The following is a 15661-nucleotide window of genomic DNA, read 5'->3' on the forward strand; positions in this document are numbered from 1 at the left end:
CCATGTTTTATAATAGGCGATATTTATATGGGTTTTGTATAAATGCGGAAGAAAAATGGTATTTGCCATACATATAGAGGATGATGCATAGTGACGGTCAGACAGTTTTACGCACATTCAGCTTCCACGCAGTCACACTATTTTTCAAGCTTTTCACGATTTTTGGCGCAGCGCGCCGGGCCGCCGTCGCTACGATGCGCGGCCATCGAACCAGCATAGTCAACACCAGCATCGTCTAAAATTACTTATAAAAACGAGGATAACCATGTCTAACAATTCCCCATTCCAAGCCGCCGCCCTGATCCGCGCCCGCCTGCCGGCCGATTTCAAACCGCGTATCGCGATGATCCTCGGCTCCGGCCTGGGCGTGCTGGCCGAGCAGATGAGCGACGCCGTCACCATCGGCTTCGACGAATTGCCGGGCTTCCCGATCAGCACCGTGCACGGCCACGCCGGCGAACTGGTGATCGGCACCCTGTCGGGCGTGTCGGTGGTGTGCATGAAGGGCCGCGGCCACTTCTACGAAGGCTACGGCATGGGCGTGATGACGTCGGCCGTGCGCACCATGAAGCTGCTCGGCTGCGAGATGCTGTTCGTGACCAACGCCGCCGGCTCGCTGCGCCCCGAAGTGGACGCCGGCGCGCTGGTGGCGATCACCGACCATATCAACTTCCTGCCGGGGACGCCGATGGTCGGCCCCAACGACGACCGCTTCGGCCCGCGCTTCTTCAGCATGGCCAACGCCTACGACGCCGACCTGCGCAAGCTGGTCATGGAAACGGCCGCCGCCAAAAGCATCACGCTGCACGAAGGCGTCTTCATCGCCTACGCCGGCCCGAACTTCGAGACCCCGGCCGAAATCCGCGCCTTTGGCCGCCTCGGCGCCGACACCGTCGGCATGTCGGTGGTGCCGGAAGTGGTGTCGGCCCGCCACTGCGGTTTGAAGGTGGTCGGCGTGTCCGTCATCACCAACCTGGCCGAGGGCCTGTCGCCGTTCCCGCTGTCGCACGAACAGACGCTGAAGTACGCCGCCATCGGCGCCACGTCGCTGATCGAACTGATACTCGGCTTCCTCGCCACCGTGGCCAAAACGCCGCAGGCGTAATCCCGGAGGGGCGGCTGGTCCGCCCTTCAGTCATTTGAGGGTCGGGCCGCGATCGCATCGTGGTCCGGGCCTGATCGGAGCAAACATGAAACGCGCATTTATTCTCCTGCTGGATTCCTTCGGCCTCGGTGCCACGCCGGACGCCGCCAAATACAACGACGTCGGCGCCAACACCTTCGGCCACATCGCCGCGTGGGCCGCCAGGAGCGGCACGCCGATGGCGCTGCCGACGATGGAAAAACTGGGCCTGGCCGCCGCCGCCCACACCGCCAGCGGCGAGTGGGCCGAAGGCTTCTCGCAGCGCGACGGCTTCACGGGCGCCTACGGCGCCGCGCGCGAGCGCTCGACCGGCAAGGACACCCAGAGCGGCCACTGGGAAATCGCCGGTGTGCCGGTCGATTTCGACTGGGGTTACTTCCCCAAGACGACGCCGTCGTTCCCCGCCGAGCTGACCGCCAAATTGCAGGAACTGGCCGGCGTGCCCGGCTTCCTCGGCGACTGCCACGCCTCCGGCACGGACATCATCGACAAGCACGGCGACGAGCATGTCGCCAGCGGCAAGCTGATTATCTACACCTCCGGCGACTCGGTCATGCAGATCGCCGCGCACGAGGAATCGTTCGGCCTTGAGCGCCTGTATGAAGTGTGCGAGATGGCCTTCAAGCTGGTCGCGCCGTACAACATCGGCCGCGTCATCGCCCGCCCGTTCAAGGGCGCCAACGGCAAGTACACCCGCACCACCAACCGCCACGACTACGCCGTCGCGCCGCCGGCGCCGACGCTGCTGGACCATGTCAAGAACGGCGGCGGCGAAGTGATCGCGCTCGGTAAGATCAGCGACATCTTCGCCACCCAGGGCGTGTCGCGCATGGTCAAGGGCGTCGACAACATGGCGCTGTTCGACGCGCTGATGAAGACCGAAGAAGAAGCCGGCGACGGCTCGCTCACGTTCGTCAACTTCGTCGACTTCGACCAGGCCTTCGGCCACCGCCGCAACGTGGCCGGCTACTCGAACGCGCTGCACGAGATGGACGCGCGCCTGCCCGAGTTCATCGCCAAATTGAAAGAGGGCGACCTGGTGGTCATCACCGCCGATCACGGCTGCGACCCGACCTGGCCCGGCTCCGACCACACGCGCGAGCATATCCCGATGATCTTCTTCGGCCCCGGCGTGAAGCCGCAGGCGCTCGGCATCTCCGACACCTTCTCCGACATCGGCCAGACGCTGGCCCACCACCTCGGCGTCAAACCCCTCTCGAACGGAAGCAATCTGTTATGAGCATCATCACTGATTTCAAACGCAACGAAGCAGTCCCGCTGGACCTGGGCTGGATCAACCATATCCACGTCAACAAGGCCGCCGCCGACCGCCGCGCCGCCAGCCTGGCGAACCGCCGCACGGTGAAAAAAGAATACCAGGCCGCGTGGCTGGTGAAGGCCATCGGCCTGATCGACCTGACCACACTGTCGGGCGACGACACGCCGGGCCGCGTCGAGCGCCTGTGCATGAAGGCCATGCGTCCGCTGCGTTCGGATTTGGTCTCGGCGCTCGGCCTCGATGGCCATGTGCTGACCACCGGCGCGGTCTGCGTGTACCACGAGATGATCGCGCCGGCCACCCGCGTGCTGCAAGGGCGTTTGCCGATAGCGGCCGTGTCGACCGGCTTCCCGGCCGGCTTGACCAGCATGGAAACGAAGGTGCGCGAGATCGAATTGTCGGTCGCCGCCGGCGCCTCCGAAATCGACATCGTCATCACGCGCCAGCATGTGTTGACCGGTAACTGGCAGGCGCTGTACGACGAAATGGTCGCCTACCGCAAGGCTTGCGGCGAGGCCCACGTGAAGGCCATTCTGGCCACCGGTGAACTGGTCACGCTGGAAAACGTGGCCAAGGCTTCGTGGGTCTGCATGATGGCGGGCGCCGATTTCATCAAGACCTCGACCGGCAAGGAGCCGGTCAACGCGACGATTCCCGTGTCGCTGACGATGGTGCGCGCGATCCGCGAATATCACGAGCAGACCGGTTTCAAGATCGGCTACAAGCCGGCCGGCGGCGTCGGCACGGCCAAGGCGGCGCTGCAATACCTGTCGCTGATGAAGGAGGAACTGGGCAACGAGTGGCTGGAGCCGCACCTGTTCCGCATCGGCGCATCGAGCCTGCTGACCGACATCGAGCGTCAGCTTGAGCACTACGTCACCGGCAATTACTCGGCCGCGCACCGTCACGCTCAACCCTAAAGAAAAAATCGGACACGTCATGCCAACAATTAAAGAGATCCTCACGACCATGGACTACGGCCCAGCACCCGAAAGTCAAAAAGAAGCGCAGGCCTGGCTGGAGCGCCACGACCGCGCCTTCGGCCTGTTCATCGACAATGCGTGGAGCGCGCCGGGCGAGTTGTTCGCCTCGACCAATCCGGCTGACGCATCGAAGCTGGCCGACCTGACGCAGGCGAGCGGCGCCGACGTCGACCGCGCCGTCGAAGCGGCGCGCCGCGCGCAGCCGGGCTGGCAGGCGCTGGGCGGCCACGGACGCGCGCGCGTGCTGTACGCGCTGGCGCGCCTGCTGCAAAAGCATGCGCGCCTGTTCGCCGTGCTCGAGACGCTGGACAACGGCAAGACCATCCGCGAAACGCGCGACATCGACATGCCGCTGGCGGCGCGCCACTTCTACTACCACGCCGGCTGGGCCCAATTGCAGGCCGAGGAATTCGCCGACTACCGCGCCGTCGGCGTGGTCGGCCAGATCGTGCCGTGGAATTTCCCGCTGCTGATGCTGTCCTGGAAAATCGCGCCGGCGCTGGCCGCCGGTAACACGGTCGTCTTCAAGCCGGCCGAATTCACGTCGCTGACGGCCATGCTGTTCGCCGAAATCTGCGTGCAGGCCGGCGTGCCGGCCGGCGTCGTCAACATCGTCACCGGCGATGGCCGCGTCGGCGAAGCCATCGTCAACCATGCGGGCATCGACAAGCTGGCCTTCACCGGCTCGACCGAAGTCGGTCGTTTGATCCGCGTGGCCACCGCCGGCAGCGGCAAGAAGTTGTCGCTGGAATTGGGCGGAAAATCGCCGTTCATCGTGTTTGAGGACGCCGACCTCGACGCCGCCGTCGAAGGCCTGGTCGATTCGATCTGGTTCAACCAAGGGCAGGTCTGCTGCGCCGGTTCGCGCTTGCTGGTGCAGGAATCGGTTGAGGAAAAATTCCTCGCCAAGCTGCGCGCCCGCATGGACAAGCTGACCCTCGGCTCGCCGCTCGACAAGTCGGTCGACATCGGCGCGCTGGTCGATCCAGTGCAGCGGCAGCGCATCGCCGCGCTGGTGGAATCGGCGCGCGCCGAAGGCTGCACCGTGTACCAGAGCGCGTGCGAACTGCCGGCCGAGGGCTCGTGGTTCCCACCGACGCTCATTACCGGCGCCTCCACCTCGGCCGCCGTCGCGCAGGCCGAAATCTTCGGACCGGTGCTGGTGGCGATGAGCTTCCGCACGCCGCCCGAAGCGGTGCAACTGGCGAACAACACCGTGTACGGACTGGCGGCCTGCGTGTGGAGCGAAAACATCAGCCTCGCGCTGGACGTCGCGCCGCAGATCAAGGCCGGCGTGGTGTGGATTAACACCGCCAACCAGTTCGACGCCGCCTGCGGCTTCGGCGGTTACCGCGAATCGGGCTACGGCCGCGAAGGCGGGCGCGAAGGCATGTATGAATATATGACCGCGCTGTCGGAGGACGCGCGTCCGGCCGCGCCGGTGATGGAAGCGAAGGCCCAGCCGAAATTGGCGATGGCCGGCGGCAGCGGCGACCCCTTCGCCATCGACCGCACGGCCAAGCTGTACGTCGGCGGCAAGCAGGCGCGCCCGGACAGCGGTTATAGCCGCGCGATCCATGGCGCTTCCGGCGCCTTCATCGGCGAGATCGGCGAGGGCAGCCGCAAGGATATCCGCAACGCCGTCGAAGCGGCGCACAAGGCTGGCGGCTGGGCCAAGGCCACGTCGCACAATCGGGCGCAGGTGCTGTACTACATCGCCGAGAATCTGGCGGCGCGCGCCGACGAATTCGCCGCGCGCATCGCCGCTATGACCGGTTCCAAGAACGCGGAAAAAGAAGTGCAGGCGTCCATCGAACGCCTGTTCTACTACGCCGCCTGGGCCGACAAGTACGACGGCCAGGTGCACCAGCCGCCGATGCACGGCATCACCGTGGCGCTCAACGAACCGGTGGGCGTGATCGGCATCGTGTGCCCGAACGAGGCGCCGCTGCTGGGCTTTATTTCGCTGGTGGCGCCGGCCATCGCGATGGGCAACCGCGTGGTGGTGGTGCCGTCGGAAGCGCATCCGTTCTCGGCGACCGATCTGTATCAGGTGCTCGACACGTCGGATTTGCCGGGCGGGGTGGTCAACATCATCACCGGCGGCGCGGACGAACTGGCGCGCACGCTGGCGACGCACTCGGACATCGACGCGGTGTGGCGCCACGACGGCTCGGCGGAGGGCTGCGCGGAAGTCGAGCGGCTGTCGGCCGGTTCGCTCAAGCGCACCTGGGTCGGCGGCGCCAAGGGACGCGACTGGTATAGTACGGCGCAAAGCGGCGGCCGCGCGGTGCTGGCGCACGCCACGCAAGTGAAGAACGTGTGGATACCTTACGGCGTGTGATCAACGGTCGGGGTCTGACCCCGATTGCGGCGGCGCTGGTGCAATTCCGATTTCAGCGCGGCTGACCAGAACATCAGGGCCGGAGCTCCTCGCGGAGCTTCGGCCCGCATCACTTCAATACCTCATTCAAAGCGGGAGCCATCCATGTTTTTACCTCAAGAGATCATCCGTAAAAAACGCGACGGCGGCGTCATGACCGCCGAAGAGATCCAGTTCTTCGTGCACGGCATCACCGACAACAGCGTCACCGAAGGCCAGATCGCCGCCTTCGCGATGGCCGTCTTCTTCAACGACATGACGATGGATGAACGCGTCGCCTTCACGCTGGCGATGCGCGATTCTGGCGAAGTGCTGGACTGGCGCTCGCTCAACCTGCCCGGCCCCGTCGTCGACAAGCACTCCACCGGCGGCGTCGGCGATGTCGTCTCGCTGCTGCTTGGGCCGATGATCGCGGCCTGCGGCGGTTTCGTGCCGATGATCTCCGGCCGTGGCCTCGGCCACACCGGCGGCACGCTCGATAAATTCGACGCCATTCCCGGTTACGTCACCACGCCGGACAATGCCTTGTTCCGCAAGGTGGTGCGGGAAGTGGGCGTCGCCATCATCGGCCAGACCGCGTCGCTGGCGCCGTCGGACAAGCGCTTCTACAGCATCCGCGACACCACGGCGACGGTGGAATCGGTGGCCATGATTACCGGTTCCATCCTGTCGAAGAAGCTGTCGGCCGGCCTCGATGCGCTGGTGATGGACGTGAAAGTCGGCACCGGCGCCTTCATGCCGACCTACGATAAATCGGTGGAGCTGGCCGAGAGCATCGTCGGCGTCGGCAACGGCGCGGGCATGATGACGTCGGCCATCCTGACCGACATGAACGAATCGCTGGCGCCGTACGCCGGCAATGCGCTGGAAGTGCGCGGCGCGATGGATTACCTGAGCGGCCGTTCGCGTCCGGCGCGTTTGCACGAAGTGACGATGGCGCTGTGCGCCGAAATGCTGGTTCTCGGCAAACTGGCCGCGACCGAAACCGAGGCGCGCGCCAAGCTGCAAACGGCGCTGGATTCGGGCCAGGCCGCGGAGCGCTTCTCGCGCATGGTGGCGGCGCTGGGCGGTCCGGCCGATTTGATGGAGCAGCCGGATCGTCACCTGGAGCGCGCGCCGGTCGTGGTGCCGGCGCCGGCGTTGAAGGCCGGGTACGCGGCCGGCTGCGATTGCCGTGGCGTGGGACTGGCCGTGGTCAGCCTCGGTGGCGGCCGTCGCCGTCCGGCCGACGCGATCGATTTCGCGGTCGGACTGACGGAGCTGGTGGGTCTGGGCGAGCAGGTCGCCGTCGGCCAGCCGCTGGCGATGGTCCACGCGCGCACGCAGGAAGCGGCGCAGCAGGCGGTGCGCGAAATCCAGGCCGCGTACCAGATCAGCGACATCGCGCCGGTCATCAATCCAGTCGTCTACCGCTCGATCCGTCCTTAAAAAACCAATCCAGGGAATCCCATGAACAAAGACCAGCTGATCGCCGAAGCCGCCGCCGCGCGCCTGAAGGCTTACACTCCTTACTCCAACTTCAAGGTCGGCGCCGCGCTGCTGTGCAACGACGGCCGGGTCTTCCACGGCTGTAACGTGGAAAACGCGTCCTACGGCTTGTGCAACTGCGCCGAGCGCACCGCCTTCTTCAGCGCCGTCGCGCACGGCTACCAGCCGGGCGACTTTGCGCAGCTGGTCGTCATCGGCGAGACCGATGGCCCGATCGCGCCGTGCGGCGCCTGCCGCCAGGTGATCCTGGAATTGGGCGGCAACGAGCTGCCGGTGCTGCTGACGAACCTGAACGGCGACATCTACGAGACCACCGCCAGCGCGCAGTTGCCGAACGCCTTCGGCGGCGCCGACCTGAAAAAGAAGTAAGCCTTGGTCTTCAAGAAAACCATCGACGTGCAGGCCGCCGTTGCGATCGCGGCCGGCGAAGCCATCGCCGCCAAAACGCAGGGCACCTTCGGCGTCGGCGGCGTGATGCTGGACCAGCATGGCACGGTGCTGCAATCGCTGCACAACAACGTCGTCAAAAACGGCCTGATTTTCGATCCGACCGCGCACGGCGAGCGCCAGCTGATCGACTGGTATTTCGCCGAACGGGCCAAGGGCATGGCGCTGCCGGCGCCGGAGGACATCACCATCGTCACCTCGCTCGATCCCTGCTGCATGTGCAGCGGCGCGATCCTGGCGGCCGGTTTCAATGTGGTGGCGGCGGCGCCGGACCGCAACGCCGGCATCAATTACGACGCCAGCGCGAGCTTTTCCGCGCTGCCGCCGGCCTTGCGGCCGCGCGCCGGCGCCAGCTTCAGCTACCCGGCGGTGCTGGGTTCCTCATCGTATGCGCGGGCCGGCAGCGGCGCGGCGCCGAAGTCTTTCTTCATCGGTAAAACGATCGCCGAACCGACGCAGGCCTTATGTTCGCTGGTGTTCGAGGCCACGTCCGGCAATGTGATGGAGCTGTTCAGCACCGACCTGCCGCAGCCGCAATTGCAGGATATCGCCACGCTGGCGCCCGACCATGCCATCGTGCTGGCGCTGAAAAAATTCTACCCCGCCGCGCTGACGTATCGCTGCGCGCCGCAGCGGCCCGACGTCGGCCTGGCGCCGTTCCTGAAGCTGGCGGTGGAGCGAGACGTGGCCGGCGGCGGCGAGGGCGACGCGGTGGCGCTGCTGGACTTCTTCGGCAACCTGCTGCTCTGCATGCCGGGCCGGCTGGCGCAGTCGGGCATCCGCACCGCGTTCATGGAAGTCACGCGCGCCTACGCGCAGCTGCGCTATCAGCTGATGGCCGGCGCCGACGCCGCGCAGCAGGCCCAATTGCGGCGGTATCTGGGCCATCCCAAGGACGGCACCTTCGTGTTCGCGCGCGGGCCGTCCGACGATGCGCTCAGCTTCATGAACCTCGGCGCCTACGGCTCGACGATGGAAGGACCGCTGCCGCCGAATAATCCGGCGCAGTTGCAGTATGTGCAGCCGCGCCTGGAACCGGAGGCGTTGGCGCGCTTGTGCGCGCAGCTGCCGCCGCTGTACCGCGACGTGATCCAGATCCGCCCGGTGCTGGTGGCCGACCGCGCGCTGGCCGAGGCGATGGCGGGCGGCGAGGGATGAAGTCGGGCTTGGCGTCGGCCTGACCCCGATTTAGTTTGGCGCCGCTTCCCCATCACCCATCACCGCATCGCATCACTGCCACGGATCGTAAGTGCCGATGCTCCAGATATGTCCCTCGGGATCGCGGCAGGTGAAACCGCGCCCGCCGTAATCCTCGTCTTTAATCTCCAGCACGATCTGGGCGCCCGCTTCGAGCGCGCGGCCGTAGACCTTGTCGGCGTCGTTGACGACCAGGTAGGCGCTCTGCGTGACGGCCTTGCCGATGTCGCCGGGCTGTTTCATCAGTCGGCCGAATTCCGTGTCGAAGATGGACCCCAGCATAATCATGCCGTTGCCGTAGGAGAGCTGGGCGTGGGCGATGGTGCCGTCCTCGTTCGGCACCACCAGCTGCCGCTCGAAGCCGAAGGTGGAGCACAGCCACTCGATGGCGGCCGGCGCATCGCGGTAGCGCATGCAAGGGATGATGGTGGCGCGCGTGTTCTTGGGTATGCCGGACATGGTGTTCTCCCTGAAGATAAGCGTGGAGTTAATATAGTCCAGCGCCGCGGCGCGTGCAAGCGGCCGCTGGCGCGTGCGCGCGCGCCGGCCTACATCTGCTGGAACAGATGGGCGTGGCCACGGCTCACTTCCAATTGCTCGCCGAAATTGCGGATGCTGACCATTTGCCGGCCGCGCAGGTCGCGCGTGACTTCGGCGATGGCGTCCACCCGCACCAGCGTCGAGCGGTGGATGCGCCAGAACTCGTCGGGATCGAGTTCGTCGGCCAGTTCCTTGAGCGTCTTGCGGATCAGGACTTCGGATTGCTCCGTCTGCACCCGCGTATATTTTTCATCGGCGCGGAAGAACAGCACTTCGCGCGTGCTGATCATGCGCAGGCTGTTGCCCACCACGGCCTGGATCCAGCGCAGGTATTCCCGCTTGGCGCCGGCGCCGGGTTGGCCCAGCAGCAGGGCGCTGAGCTGGCGCTCGATATTGGCCGGCGCCTTGCCGATCAGCGATTGCAGCCGCGCGCAGGTGGTTTTCAGGCGCTCGGCGCTGGCCGGCTTGAGCAGGTAATCGAGCGCGCCCTGTTCGAACGCTTCGATCGCATACTGGTCGTAGGCGGTGACGAACACCAGGTGGCAGCGGTTGAACAACATGCGCGCCGCCTCGATGCCGGACAGGCCGGGCATGCGGATGTCGAGGAAGACGATGTCGGGCTGGTGCTGGCCGGCCAGCGCGACGGCCTCGATGCCGTTGGCCGCCTCGGCGACGATGTCGAGCTCCGGCCACGCTTCGCGCAGGCGGCTGCGCAGCTGGGCGCGCATCGCGTCCTCGTCGTCGGCGATCAGGGCGCGGGCGCACGGGGCCGCGCTCATGGCGTGCCCGCGAAGATGTCGGGCGCGTAGGGCAGCCGGATGGTGGCGCGGGCGCCGCCGTCGAGCGGCGCCTCGATCAGCAACTGGGCCCGATTGCCGTACAGGATGCGCAGCCGTTCGCGCACATTGTTGAGGCCCACGCCGTCGCCGGCGTGCACATTGAAACCGACGCCGTCGTCGTGCACTTCGACCACCAGCGTCTGGCCTTCGACGCGGGCGTGGATGTCGATGCGGCCGCCCTCGATTTTCGGTTCCAGCCCGTGCTTGATGGCGTTCTCGATCAGGATCTGCAGCATCATCGGCGGGAAGGTCGCGCTCAGCATTTCGTGCGGCACGTCGATCGACACGGCCAGCCGCGAGCGCATGCGCGCCTGCATGATAGCCAGGTAGGCGCGCGACATGTCGAGCTGGCGTCCCAGCGTGCCGCTGCTGCGCGCGCGCATCTGCGGCAGCGTGGCGCGCAGGTACTCGATCAAATGGGTGTGGATGCGGGCCGCCTGGGGCGGGTCGGTTTCGATCAACTGGCCGATCAGGGCCAGCGTGTTGAATAAAAAATGCGGCTCGACCTGGGCTTGCAGGGCCGCCATCTGCGCTTCGACCAGGCGCCGTTCCAGGCTCTCTTCGCCGGCCTGCGCCGACGCCTGGTGCGCTTCGATTTCGGCCTTGCGCTTGCCGCCGGCCAGCACCTTCAGGCCGAAGGACATCAGGATGAAGGCGACGGCCTGCTTGTGCATGCCGAACGGCGTCGCGCTCAGGAGCAGCAGCAGGAACCAGATCACGAACAGCTTGCGCCAAGGGACCTGGGCCAGCCAGTCGAAGAAGCGCCACCACAGCGTGCTGGCGGTGTCGCCCACTTCGCGCACAAAGCCGAGCAGCCGGTTGCCGCTGGTGGCGCCGGCGTCGCGCACTTGGCCGCGCAGGTTGTCGAAATTCCGGTCGCTGCGCTCGCGCGTCATTGTTCGCGCTCCGACGGTTCCTGGTCGCGGCGGTCGCGCTGCTTGCCGACGACGGTCACGCCGACGATCACTTTGAGCAGCAGGAAGCAAGCGAACAGGAACAGCGCCAGCGGCAGTATCGTCAGCACGAAGGCCAGCAGCACGCAAGCCAGCATCAGCGCCGGCCACGACATGCGCCGCAGCGTGCGGGCGCCGGCGCGCAAGGTCTGCATCAGCGCCTGCGCGACGTCTTCGAGCAGGTCGAGCACGGTCTGGCTGTTGAGGTTTTTCATGGCGCGTCTCCGTCGGATGATCTGGTTGATGGCATCACTTTAGCAAGCGCGCGGCGGCGGCGGTAGGGGATTGCGATCAATTGCCGTTTTGGCGGGATCACCTGTCGCGATGGGCGATGAATGGCGCGCCCGGCGGCGCTTTCAGCGCGGCCGGGCGGCGTGCCAGTCGGCCCGCAGCAGGCCGTAGATGACGCTGTCGGACAACTCGCCGCCGACGAACCAGCGCTCACGCAGCCGGCCTTCGCGCTGGAAGCGCAGGCGTTCGAGCACGCGTTCGGAGGCGGCGTTGTCGGGGTGGATGTCGGCTTCGACGCGGTGCAGGTCCAGCGTGTCGAAGCCGTGGTCCAGCATCGCGGCCAGCGCTTCGGGCATGTAGCCGTGGCCCCAGTGCGCGCGCGACAGCATATAACCCATTTCGCAGCGGCGGTTGCGGTGGTCGAAGGCGTACAGCGTGCAGGTGCCGATCAGGGCGCCGCCGGCGGCCAGCGTCACGCCGAAGCATAGCGCGCTGCCGTCCTGGCGGCCGAGCGTGATGTAGTCGACGTAGGCCTCGGCCTGGAGCAGGACGGTCCACGGCTCGCTGCTCCAGTAGCGCATCGCCTGCGGGTCGGAGAAGATGGCCAGCAGCGCCGGCGCGTCGGCCGCGATGATGGGGCGCAGCGCCAGGCGCTCGGTGTTCAGGTGGGTGGGTTCAAAGGCGGGCATGGTGGGGGCGTGCGGTTAAGTTAAGTAAGCGATGGCAATCGCGCCTGCTCATCCACGTACCGGGACCTGGGGCTGGCCCCGCCGTGGACGGCGTCGACTGCGGCCACCGCACTGTAGCGGGATCTGACCCCGATGTCACGCGCGGCGACTCCGGCGCGCCGTCACGGGCATGGCTGCGGCACCTGTATCGCCGCCAGCACCATGTTGACGATGACTTTTTCGGCGTCGTCGAAATCCTTTTTGGTCAGCTGCTTGCGGTTCAACACCAGCACCATCTGGGTCGAAAAATCGGCATACGACTGCGTCATCGCCCAGATCGCGAACAGCAGATGGGTGGCGTTGATCGGCGCCACCTTGCCGGCAGCGATCCACTGCTCGAACACCTCGATATCCTTGCGCAGCAGCGGCACCACGCGGCTCTGGATCTGGGCGCCGTACAGCTGCGCGCCGCTGATGACCTCCATCGCATACACGCGCGAAGCCCACGGCTGCTCGCGCGAAAAGCGCAGCTTGGCCTGCACATAGGCGCGCAGCATGTCGGCCGGCTCCTGGGTGGCGTCGGCCAGGCTCTCCATGCGCGCCAGCCACTCGTCGAGCACTTCATCGAGCACGCGCTGGTACAGGGCCTGCTTGCTCGGATAGTAGTACATCAGATTCTGCTTCGACAATCCGGCCCGTTCGGCGACGTCGGCGATGGACGTGCCTTCGTAGCCGCATTCGGCGAACACGCGCACGGCGACGGCGGCGATATCCGCTTCGAGCTTGTCGCGATTGAGTACGCGCCGGCTGATCTTGGCGACGGGTTCCGCGCTTGCTCTGGCGATGGTGCTCATGTGGTCTCTTTCAGCGTGGTCGTATCGATTGCAGGAACTGCAGCAGCAGCGGGTGGTCGGTGTAGGCGACGTTGAAGCGGAACCAGACCGACTCCGGCGCGCGCAGCATGAAAAAATCATTCGGGGACAGCAGCATGCCGGCCTTCAGCGCCAGGTCGGCGATGACCTTGCCGTTCCATTCGGGCGTGGGGGCGTCGGCCCAGCCGGCGCTGACGAACATGCCGCCGCGCGGCCGCGCCACCGGCGCCAGGCCCGCTTCGCGCAGGCGGTCGATGGTGCGTTCGCGGCCGCCGTCGAGCTGCGCCACCAGCTTGTCGACCATGCGCCGGTAGGGCCGCGCGGTGATCGCGTGGTAGACGGCGCGCTCGTTGATTTCGGACGTGGTCAGGCCGGCCAGCATCTTCACGCGCAGCAGCTCGGGCAGCAGCGAGGCCGAGGCGCAGATCGAGCCGACCCGCAGCACCGGCGACAGCGTCTTCGAGAAACTGCCGACCCGGATCACGCGCCGCAATCCATCCATCGCCGCCAGCGAGGCGTCGCCGCGCGGCGCCAGTTCGCGGTAGATATCGTCCTCCACCAGCCAGAAATCGAACTGCTCGGCGAGGCCCAGCAGCCGGTGCGCCTGCGCCTGCGACAGCGAGGTGCCGAGCGGATTTTGCAGCACCGTGTTGACGAACATGAGCTTGGGCTGGCTCGCTTTCGCGGCCGCCGCCAGCGCCTCCATATCGAGGCCGTTCTCGCCGCGCGCGATGCCGACGGCGACGCAGCCGTGGTGGCGTATCAGCGACAGCAGATTGCTGTAGCCGGGATCTTCCACCAGCACCGTGTCGCCCGGCTTGGTCAGCGTGCGCAGGATCAGGTCGAAGGCGTGGGTGGCGCCGTGGGTCAGCAGGATCTGCTCCGCCTCGACCGGGAACAAATCGTCCGACAGCGTCGCCGCCAGGTGCTGGCGCAGCGTCGGGAAGCCGAGCGGGTGGCCGTAGCCGCGCAGGCGGTTGGCCGGAATGCGCATGGCCTGGCGCACGGCGTCGAGGATGGTGTCCTCGCCATACCACTCGGGCGGCAGCCAGCCGGCGCCCACCGGTAGCGCGTCGGACACGCCCGAATACAGCTCCGGCGTGAGCGCGTCGATGGCGCTGGCCGCCGCCTGCGTGGCCGGCGCCAGCGCCGCCGCCGGCAGGTCCTGGCGCGCCACGAAATAGCCCGAGCCGCGCCGCGAGGACAGCAATCCCAGCGTCACCAGCCTGTCGTAGGACTCGACAACTGTAAAGGTGCTCACGCCATTACACTTCGCGAACTGGCGCACCGAGGGCATCCTGGTGCCGACGCGCAACTCGCGCGCGGCCACCATGGCGCTGATGGCGGCGACGATCTGTTCGACCAGGCTGCCCTTTTTGGCGCGCTCGATGGCCAGCACCGGCCAGCCCACGCCGGAAGCGGCGCAGTCGCTCAATTCGGGTGCCGGATTGCCTCGCTCCATCTGCACGCTCTCCACGCTGTCTGAAACTAACTGTATCGTTTTTGCCGCCTGTACGGTTGGCTGGTTTTGATATTTGTGTATCTGTGCCATAGTTGATGCGCTGTCTATTATTGCATCATCATTTTGCCAACTGGTAAATTATTTGACGGTCCGTCAAAAAAGCGATAGAGGCCGTTGTAGCCACATCACAGGAGCGACGCATGAACCAATCCCGACCAGCATCGATGTCCGCGTTTTGGATGCCCTTCACGAATAACCGCGACTTCAAGATGCATCCACGGCTGCTCGTTTCGGCCGAAGGCATGTACTACAAGGACGTCGACGGCAACGCTATTTTGGACGGCACGGCCGGCCTGTGGTGCGTCCCCTGCGGCCATGCGCAGCCGAAGATCGTCGCCGCCGTGCGCGAAATGGTCGGCCAGCTCGACTTCGCGCCGACCTTCCAGATGGGCCATCCGGCCGCCTTCGACCTGGCCGAAAAACTGATGGACTACACCGGCCACAAATTCGGCCACGTCTTCTACACCAACTCCGGTTCCGAGTCGGTCGACACGGCGCTGAAGATGGCGCTGGCCTACCACAAGGCGCGCGGCGAGGCGGCGCGCACCCGCTTCATCGGCCGCGAGCGCGGTTACCACGGCGTCGGCTTCGGCGGCATTTCGGTCGGCGGCATCGCCGGCAACCGCAAGCCCTACGGCGTGATGCTGCCCGGCGTCGACCACCTGCCGCACACGCACAACCTGGAAAAGAACGCCTACACGCGCGGCGAGCCGGAATACGGCAGCCACCTGGCCGACGAACTGGAACGCATCGTCGCGCTGCACGACGCCTCGACCATCGCCGCCGTCATCGTCGAACCGGTGGCCGGATCGACCGGGGTGCTGATCCCGCCGAAAGGCTATCTGAAACGGCTGCGCGAGTTGTGCACCAAGCACGGCATCCTGCTGATCTTCGATGAAGTCATCACCGGCTTCGGACGGTTGACGACGCCGTTCGCGGCCGACTATTTCGACGTCGAGCCGGACCTGATGACGACCGCCAAGGGCCTGACCAACGGCACCGTGCCGATGGGCGCCGTGTTCTCGAAAAAATTCATCCACGACGCCTTCATGGACGCGCCGCCGGGCATCGAGCTATTCCACGGCTACACCTACTCCGGCCACCCGCTGGCCTGC

At 66.1% G+C, this 15661-nt stretch carries 15 protein-coding genes; 8 read left to right on the forward strand and 7 right to left on the reverse strand.

Annotated features, from left to right (window positions below; genetic code table 11):
* The first annotated feature begins 265 nt into the window (after window positions 1-265).
* The 7 genes from xapA (at window position 266) to Q0S71_RS02405 (ending at window position 8882) form a co-directional block, all read left to right on the forward strand.
* A complete protein-coding gene (gene xapA, locus Q0S71_RS02375) occupies window positions 266-1105 on the forward strand; it encodes a xanthosine phosphorylase (protein ID WP_295990772.1) in 840 nt (279 codons plus the stop codon).
* An 85-nt stretch (window positions 1106-1190) separates the two neighbouring features.
* Window positions 1191-2384, forward strand: coding sequence for a phosphopentomutase (locus tag Q0S71_RS02380; RefSeq protein ID WP_295990776.1), 1194 nt, complete (start codon window positions 1191-1193; stop codon window positions 2382-2384).
* Entirely contained in the window at window positions 2381-3343 is a 963-nt protein-coding gene (gene deoC / locus Q0S71_RS02385; protein WP_295990777.1) for a deoxyribose-phosphate aldolase, read from the forward strand. The genes Q0S71_RS02380 and deoC overlap by 4 nt, the downstream gene beginning before the upstream one ends.
* A gap of 49 nt (window positions 3344-3392) precedes the next feature.
* A complete protein-coding gene (locus Q0S71_RS02390; RefSeq protein WP_295990808.1) occupies window positions 3393-5750 on the forward strand; it encodes an aldehyde dehydrogenase family protein in 2358 nt (785 codons plus the stop codon).
* A gap of 144 nt (window positions 5751-5894) precedes the next feature.
* Window positions 5895-7217: a thymidine phosphorylase gene (gene deoA, locus Q0S71_RS02395; protein ID WP_295990780.1), complete on the forward strand. Its 1323-nt coding sequence runs from the start codon at window positions 5895-5897 to the stop codon at window positions 7215-7217.
* A gap of 21 nt (window positions 7218-7238) precedes the next feature.
* On the forward strand, window positions 7239-7646 hold the full coding sequence (locus Q0S71_RS02400; RefSeq protein ID WP_295990783.1) for a cytidine deaminase: 408 nt from the start codon (window positions 7239-7241) through the stop codon (window positions 7644-7646).
* Between the two features lie 3 nt (window positions 7647-7649).
* The gene (locus Q0S71_RS02405) at window positions 7650-8882 is read left to right on the forward strand and encodes a nucleoside deaminase (RefSeq protein WP_295990785.1); all 1233 of its coding nucleotides are present in this window, start codon (window positions 7650-7652) and stop codon (window positions 8880-8882) included.
* 72 nt (window positions 8883-8954) lie between these two features.
* Here the strand turns inward: Q0S71_RS02405 and Q0S71_RS02410 are convergent, their stop codons facing one another.
* The 7 genes from Q0S71_RS02410 to Q0S71_RS02440 form a co-directional block, all read right to left on the reverse strand.
* Complete coding sequence (locus Q0S71_RS02410) at window positions 8955-9380, reverse strand: VOC family protein (RefSeq protein ID WP_295990788.1); 426 nt, start codon at window positions 9378-9380, stop codon at window positions 8955-8957.
* A gap of 89 nt (window positions 9381-9469) precedes the next feature.
* The gene (locus tag Q0S71_RS02415) at window positions 9470-10240 is read right to left on the reverse strand and encodes a LytTR family DNA-binding domain-containing protein (protein ID WP_295990790.1); all 771 of its coding nucleotides are present in this window, start codon (window positions 10238-10240) and stop codon (window positions 9470-9472) included.
* On the reverse strand, window positions 10237-11196 hold the full coding sequence (locus Q0S71_RS02420; RefSeq protein WP_295990792.1) for a sensor histidine kinase: 960 nt from the start codon (window positions 11194-11196) through the stop codon (window positions 10237-10239). Before Q0S71_RS02420 ends, Q0S71_RS02415 begins: the two co-directional genes overlap by 4 nt.
* The gene (locus Q0S71_RS02425; protein ID WP_295990794.1) at window positions 11193-11468 is read right to left on the reverse strand and encodes a hypothetical protein; all 276 of its coding nucleotides are present in this window, start codon (window positions 11466-11468) and stop codon (window positions 11193-11195) included. Before Q0S71_RS02425 ends, Q0S71_RS02420 begins: the two co-directional genes overlap by 4 nt.
* Before the next feature lie 141 nt (window positions 11469-11609).
* Window positions 11610-12173: a GNAT family protein gene (locus Q0S71_RS02430; protein ID WP_295990797.1), complete on the reverse strand. Its 564-nt coding sequence runs from the start codon at window positions 12171-12173 to the stop codon at window positions 11610-11612.
* A 161-nt stretch (window positions 12174-12334) separates the two neighbouring features.
* Entirely contained in the window at window positions 12335-13006 is a 672-nt protein-coding gene (locus tag Q0S71_RS02435) for a TetR/AcrR family transcriptional regulator (RefSeq protein ID WP_295990800.1), read from the reverse strand.
* Window positions 13007-13016: 10 nt separating this feature from the next.
* Entirely contained in the window at window positions 13017-14486 is a 1470-nt protein-coding gene (locus tag Q0S71_RS02440) for a PLP-dependent aminotransferase family protein (protein ID WP_295990803.1), read from the reverse strand.
* A gap of 200 nt (window positions 14487-14686) precedes the next feature.
* On the opposite strand from Q0S71_RS02440, the gene Q0S71_RS02445 reads away from it, so the two are divergent.
* On the forward strand, window positions 14687-15661 hold a 975-nt coding region (locus Q0S71_RS02445; RefSeq protein WP_295990806.1), incomplete at its 3' end, for an aminotransferase class III-fold pyridoxal phosphate-dependent enzyme.

Source organism: Rugamonas sp., from assembly GCF_025354735.1.
Taxonomy (GTDB): domain Bacteria; phylum Pseudomonadota; class Gammaproteobacteria; order Burkholderiales; family Burkholderiaceae_D; genus Rugamonas.

What these genes read in the sequence shown, in the direction of transcription:
- xapA (WP_295990772.1), top strand. Translation starts at nt 266, where the DNA reads ATGTCTAACAATTCCCCATTCCAAGCCGCCGCCCTGATCCGCGCCCGC.
- Q0S71_RS02380 (WP_295990776.1), top strand. Translation starts at nt 1,191, where the DNA reads ATGAAACGCGCATTTATTCTCCTGCTGGATTCCTTCGGCCTCGGTGCC.
- deoC (WP_295990777.1), top strand. Translation starts at nt 2,381, where the DNA reads ATGAGCATCATCACTGATTTCAAACGCAACGAAGCAGTCCCGCTGGAC.
- Q0S71_RS02390 (WP_295990808.1), top strand. Translation starts at nt 3,393, where the DNA reads ATGGACTACGGCCCAGCACCCGAAAGTCAAAAAGAAGCGCAGGCCTGG.
- deoA (WP_295990780.1), top strand. Translation starts at nt 5,895, where the DNA reads ATGTTTTTACCTCAAGAGATCATCCGTAAAAAACGCGACGGCGGCGTC.
- Q0S71_RS02400 (WP_295990783.1), top strand. Translation starts at nt 7,239, where the DNA reads ATGAACAAAGACCAGCTGATCGCCGAAGCCGCCGCCGCGCGCCTGAAG.
- Q0S71_RS02410 (WP_295990788.1), bottom strand. Translation starts at nt 9,380, where the DNA reads ATGTCCGGCATACCCAAGAACACGCGCGCCACCATCATCCCTTGCATG.
- Q0S71_RS02415 (WP_295990790.1), bottom strand. Translation starts at nt 10,240, where the DNA reads ATGAGCGCGGCCCCGTGCGCCCGCGCCCTGATCGCCGACGACGAGGAC.
- Q0S71_RS02420 (WP_295990792.1), bottom strand. Translation starts at nt 11,196, where the DNA reads ATGACGCGCGAGCGCAGCGACCGGAATTTCGACAACCTGCGCGGCCAA.
- Q0S71_RS02425 (WP_295990794.1), bottom strand. Translation starts at nt 11,468, where the DNA reads ATGAAAAACCTCAACAGCCAGACCGTGCTCGACCTGCTCGAAGACGTC.
- Q0S71_RS02430 (WP_295990797.1), bottom strand. Translation starts at nt 12,173, where the DNA reads ATGCCCGCCTTTGAACCCACCCACCTGAACACCGAGCGCCTGGCGCTG.
- Q0S71_RS02435 (WP_295990800.1), bottom strand. Translation starts at nt 13,006, where the DNA reads ATGAGCACCATCGCCAGAGCAAGCGCGGAACCCGTCGCCAAGATCAGC.
- Q0S71_RS02440 (WP_295990803.1), bottom strand. Translation starts at nt 14,486, where the DNA reads ATGGAGCGAGGCAATCCGGCACCCGAATTGAGCGACTGCGCCGCTTCC.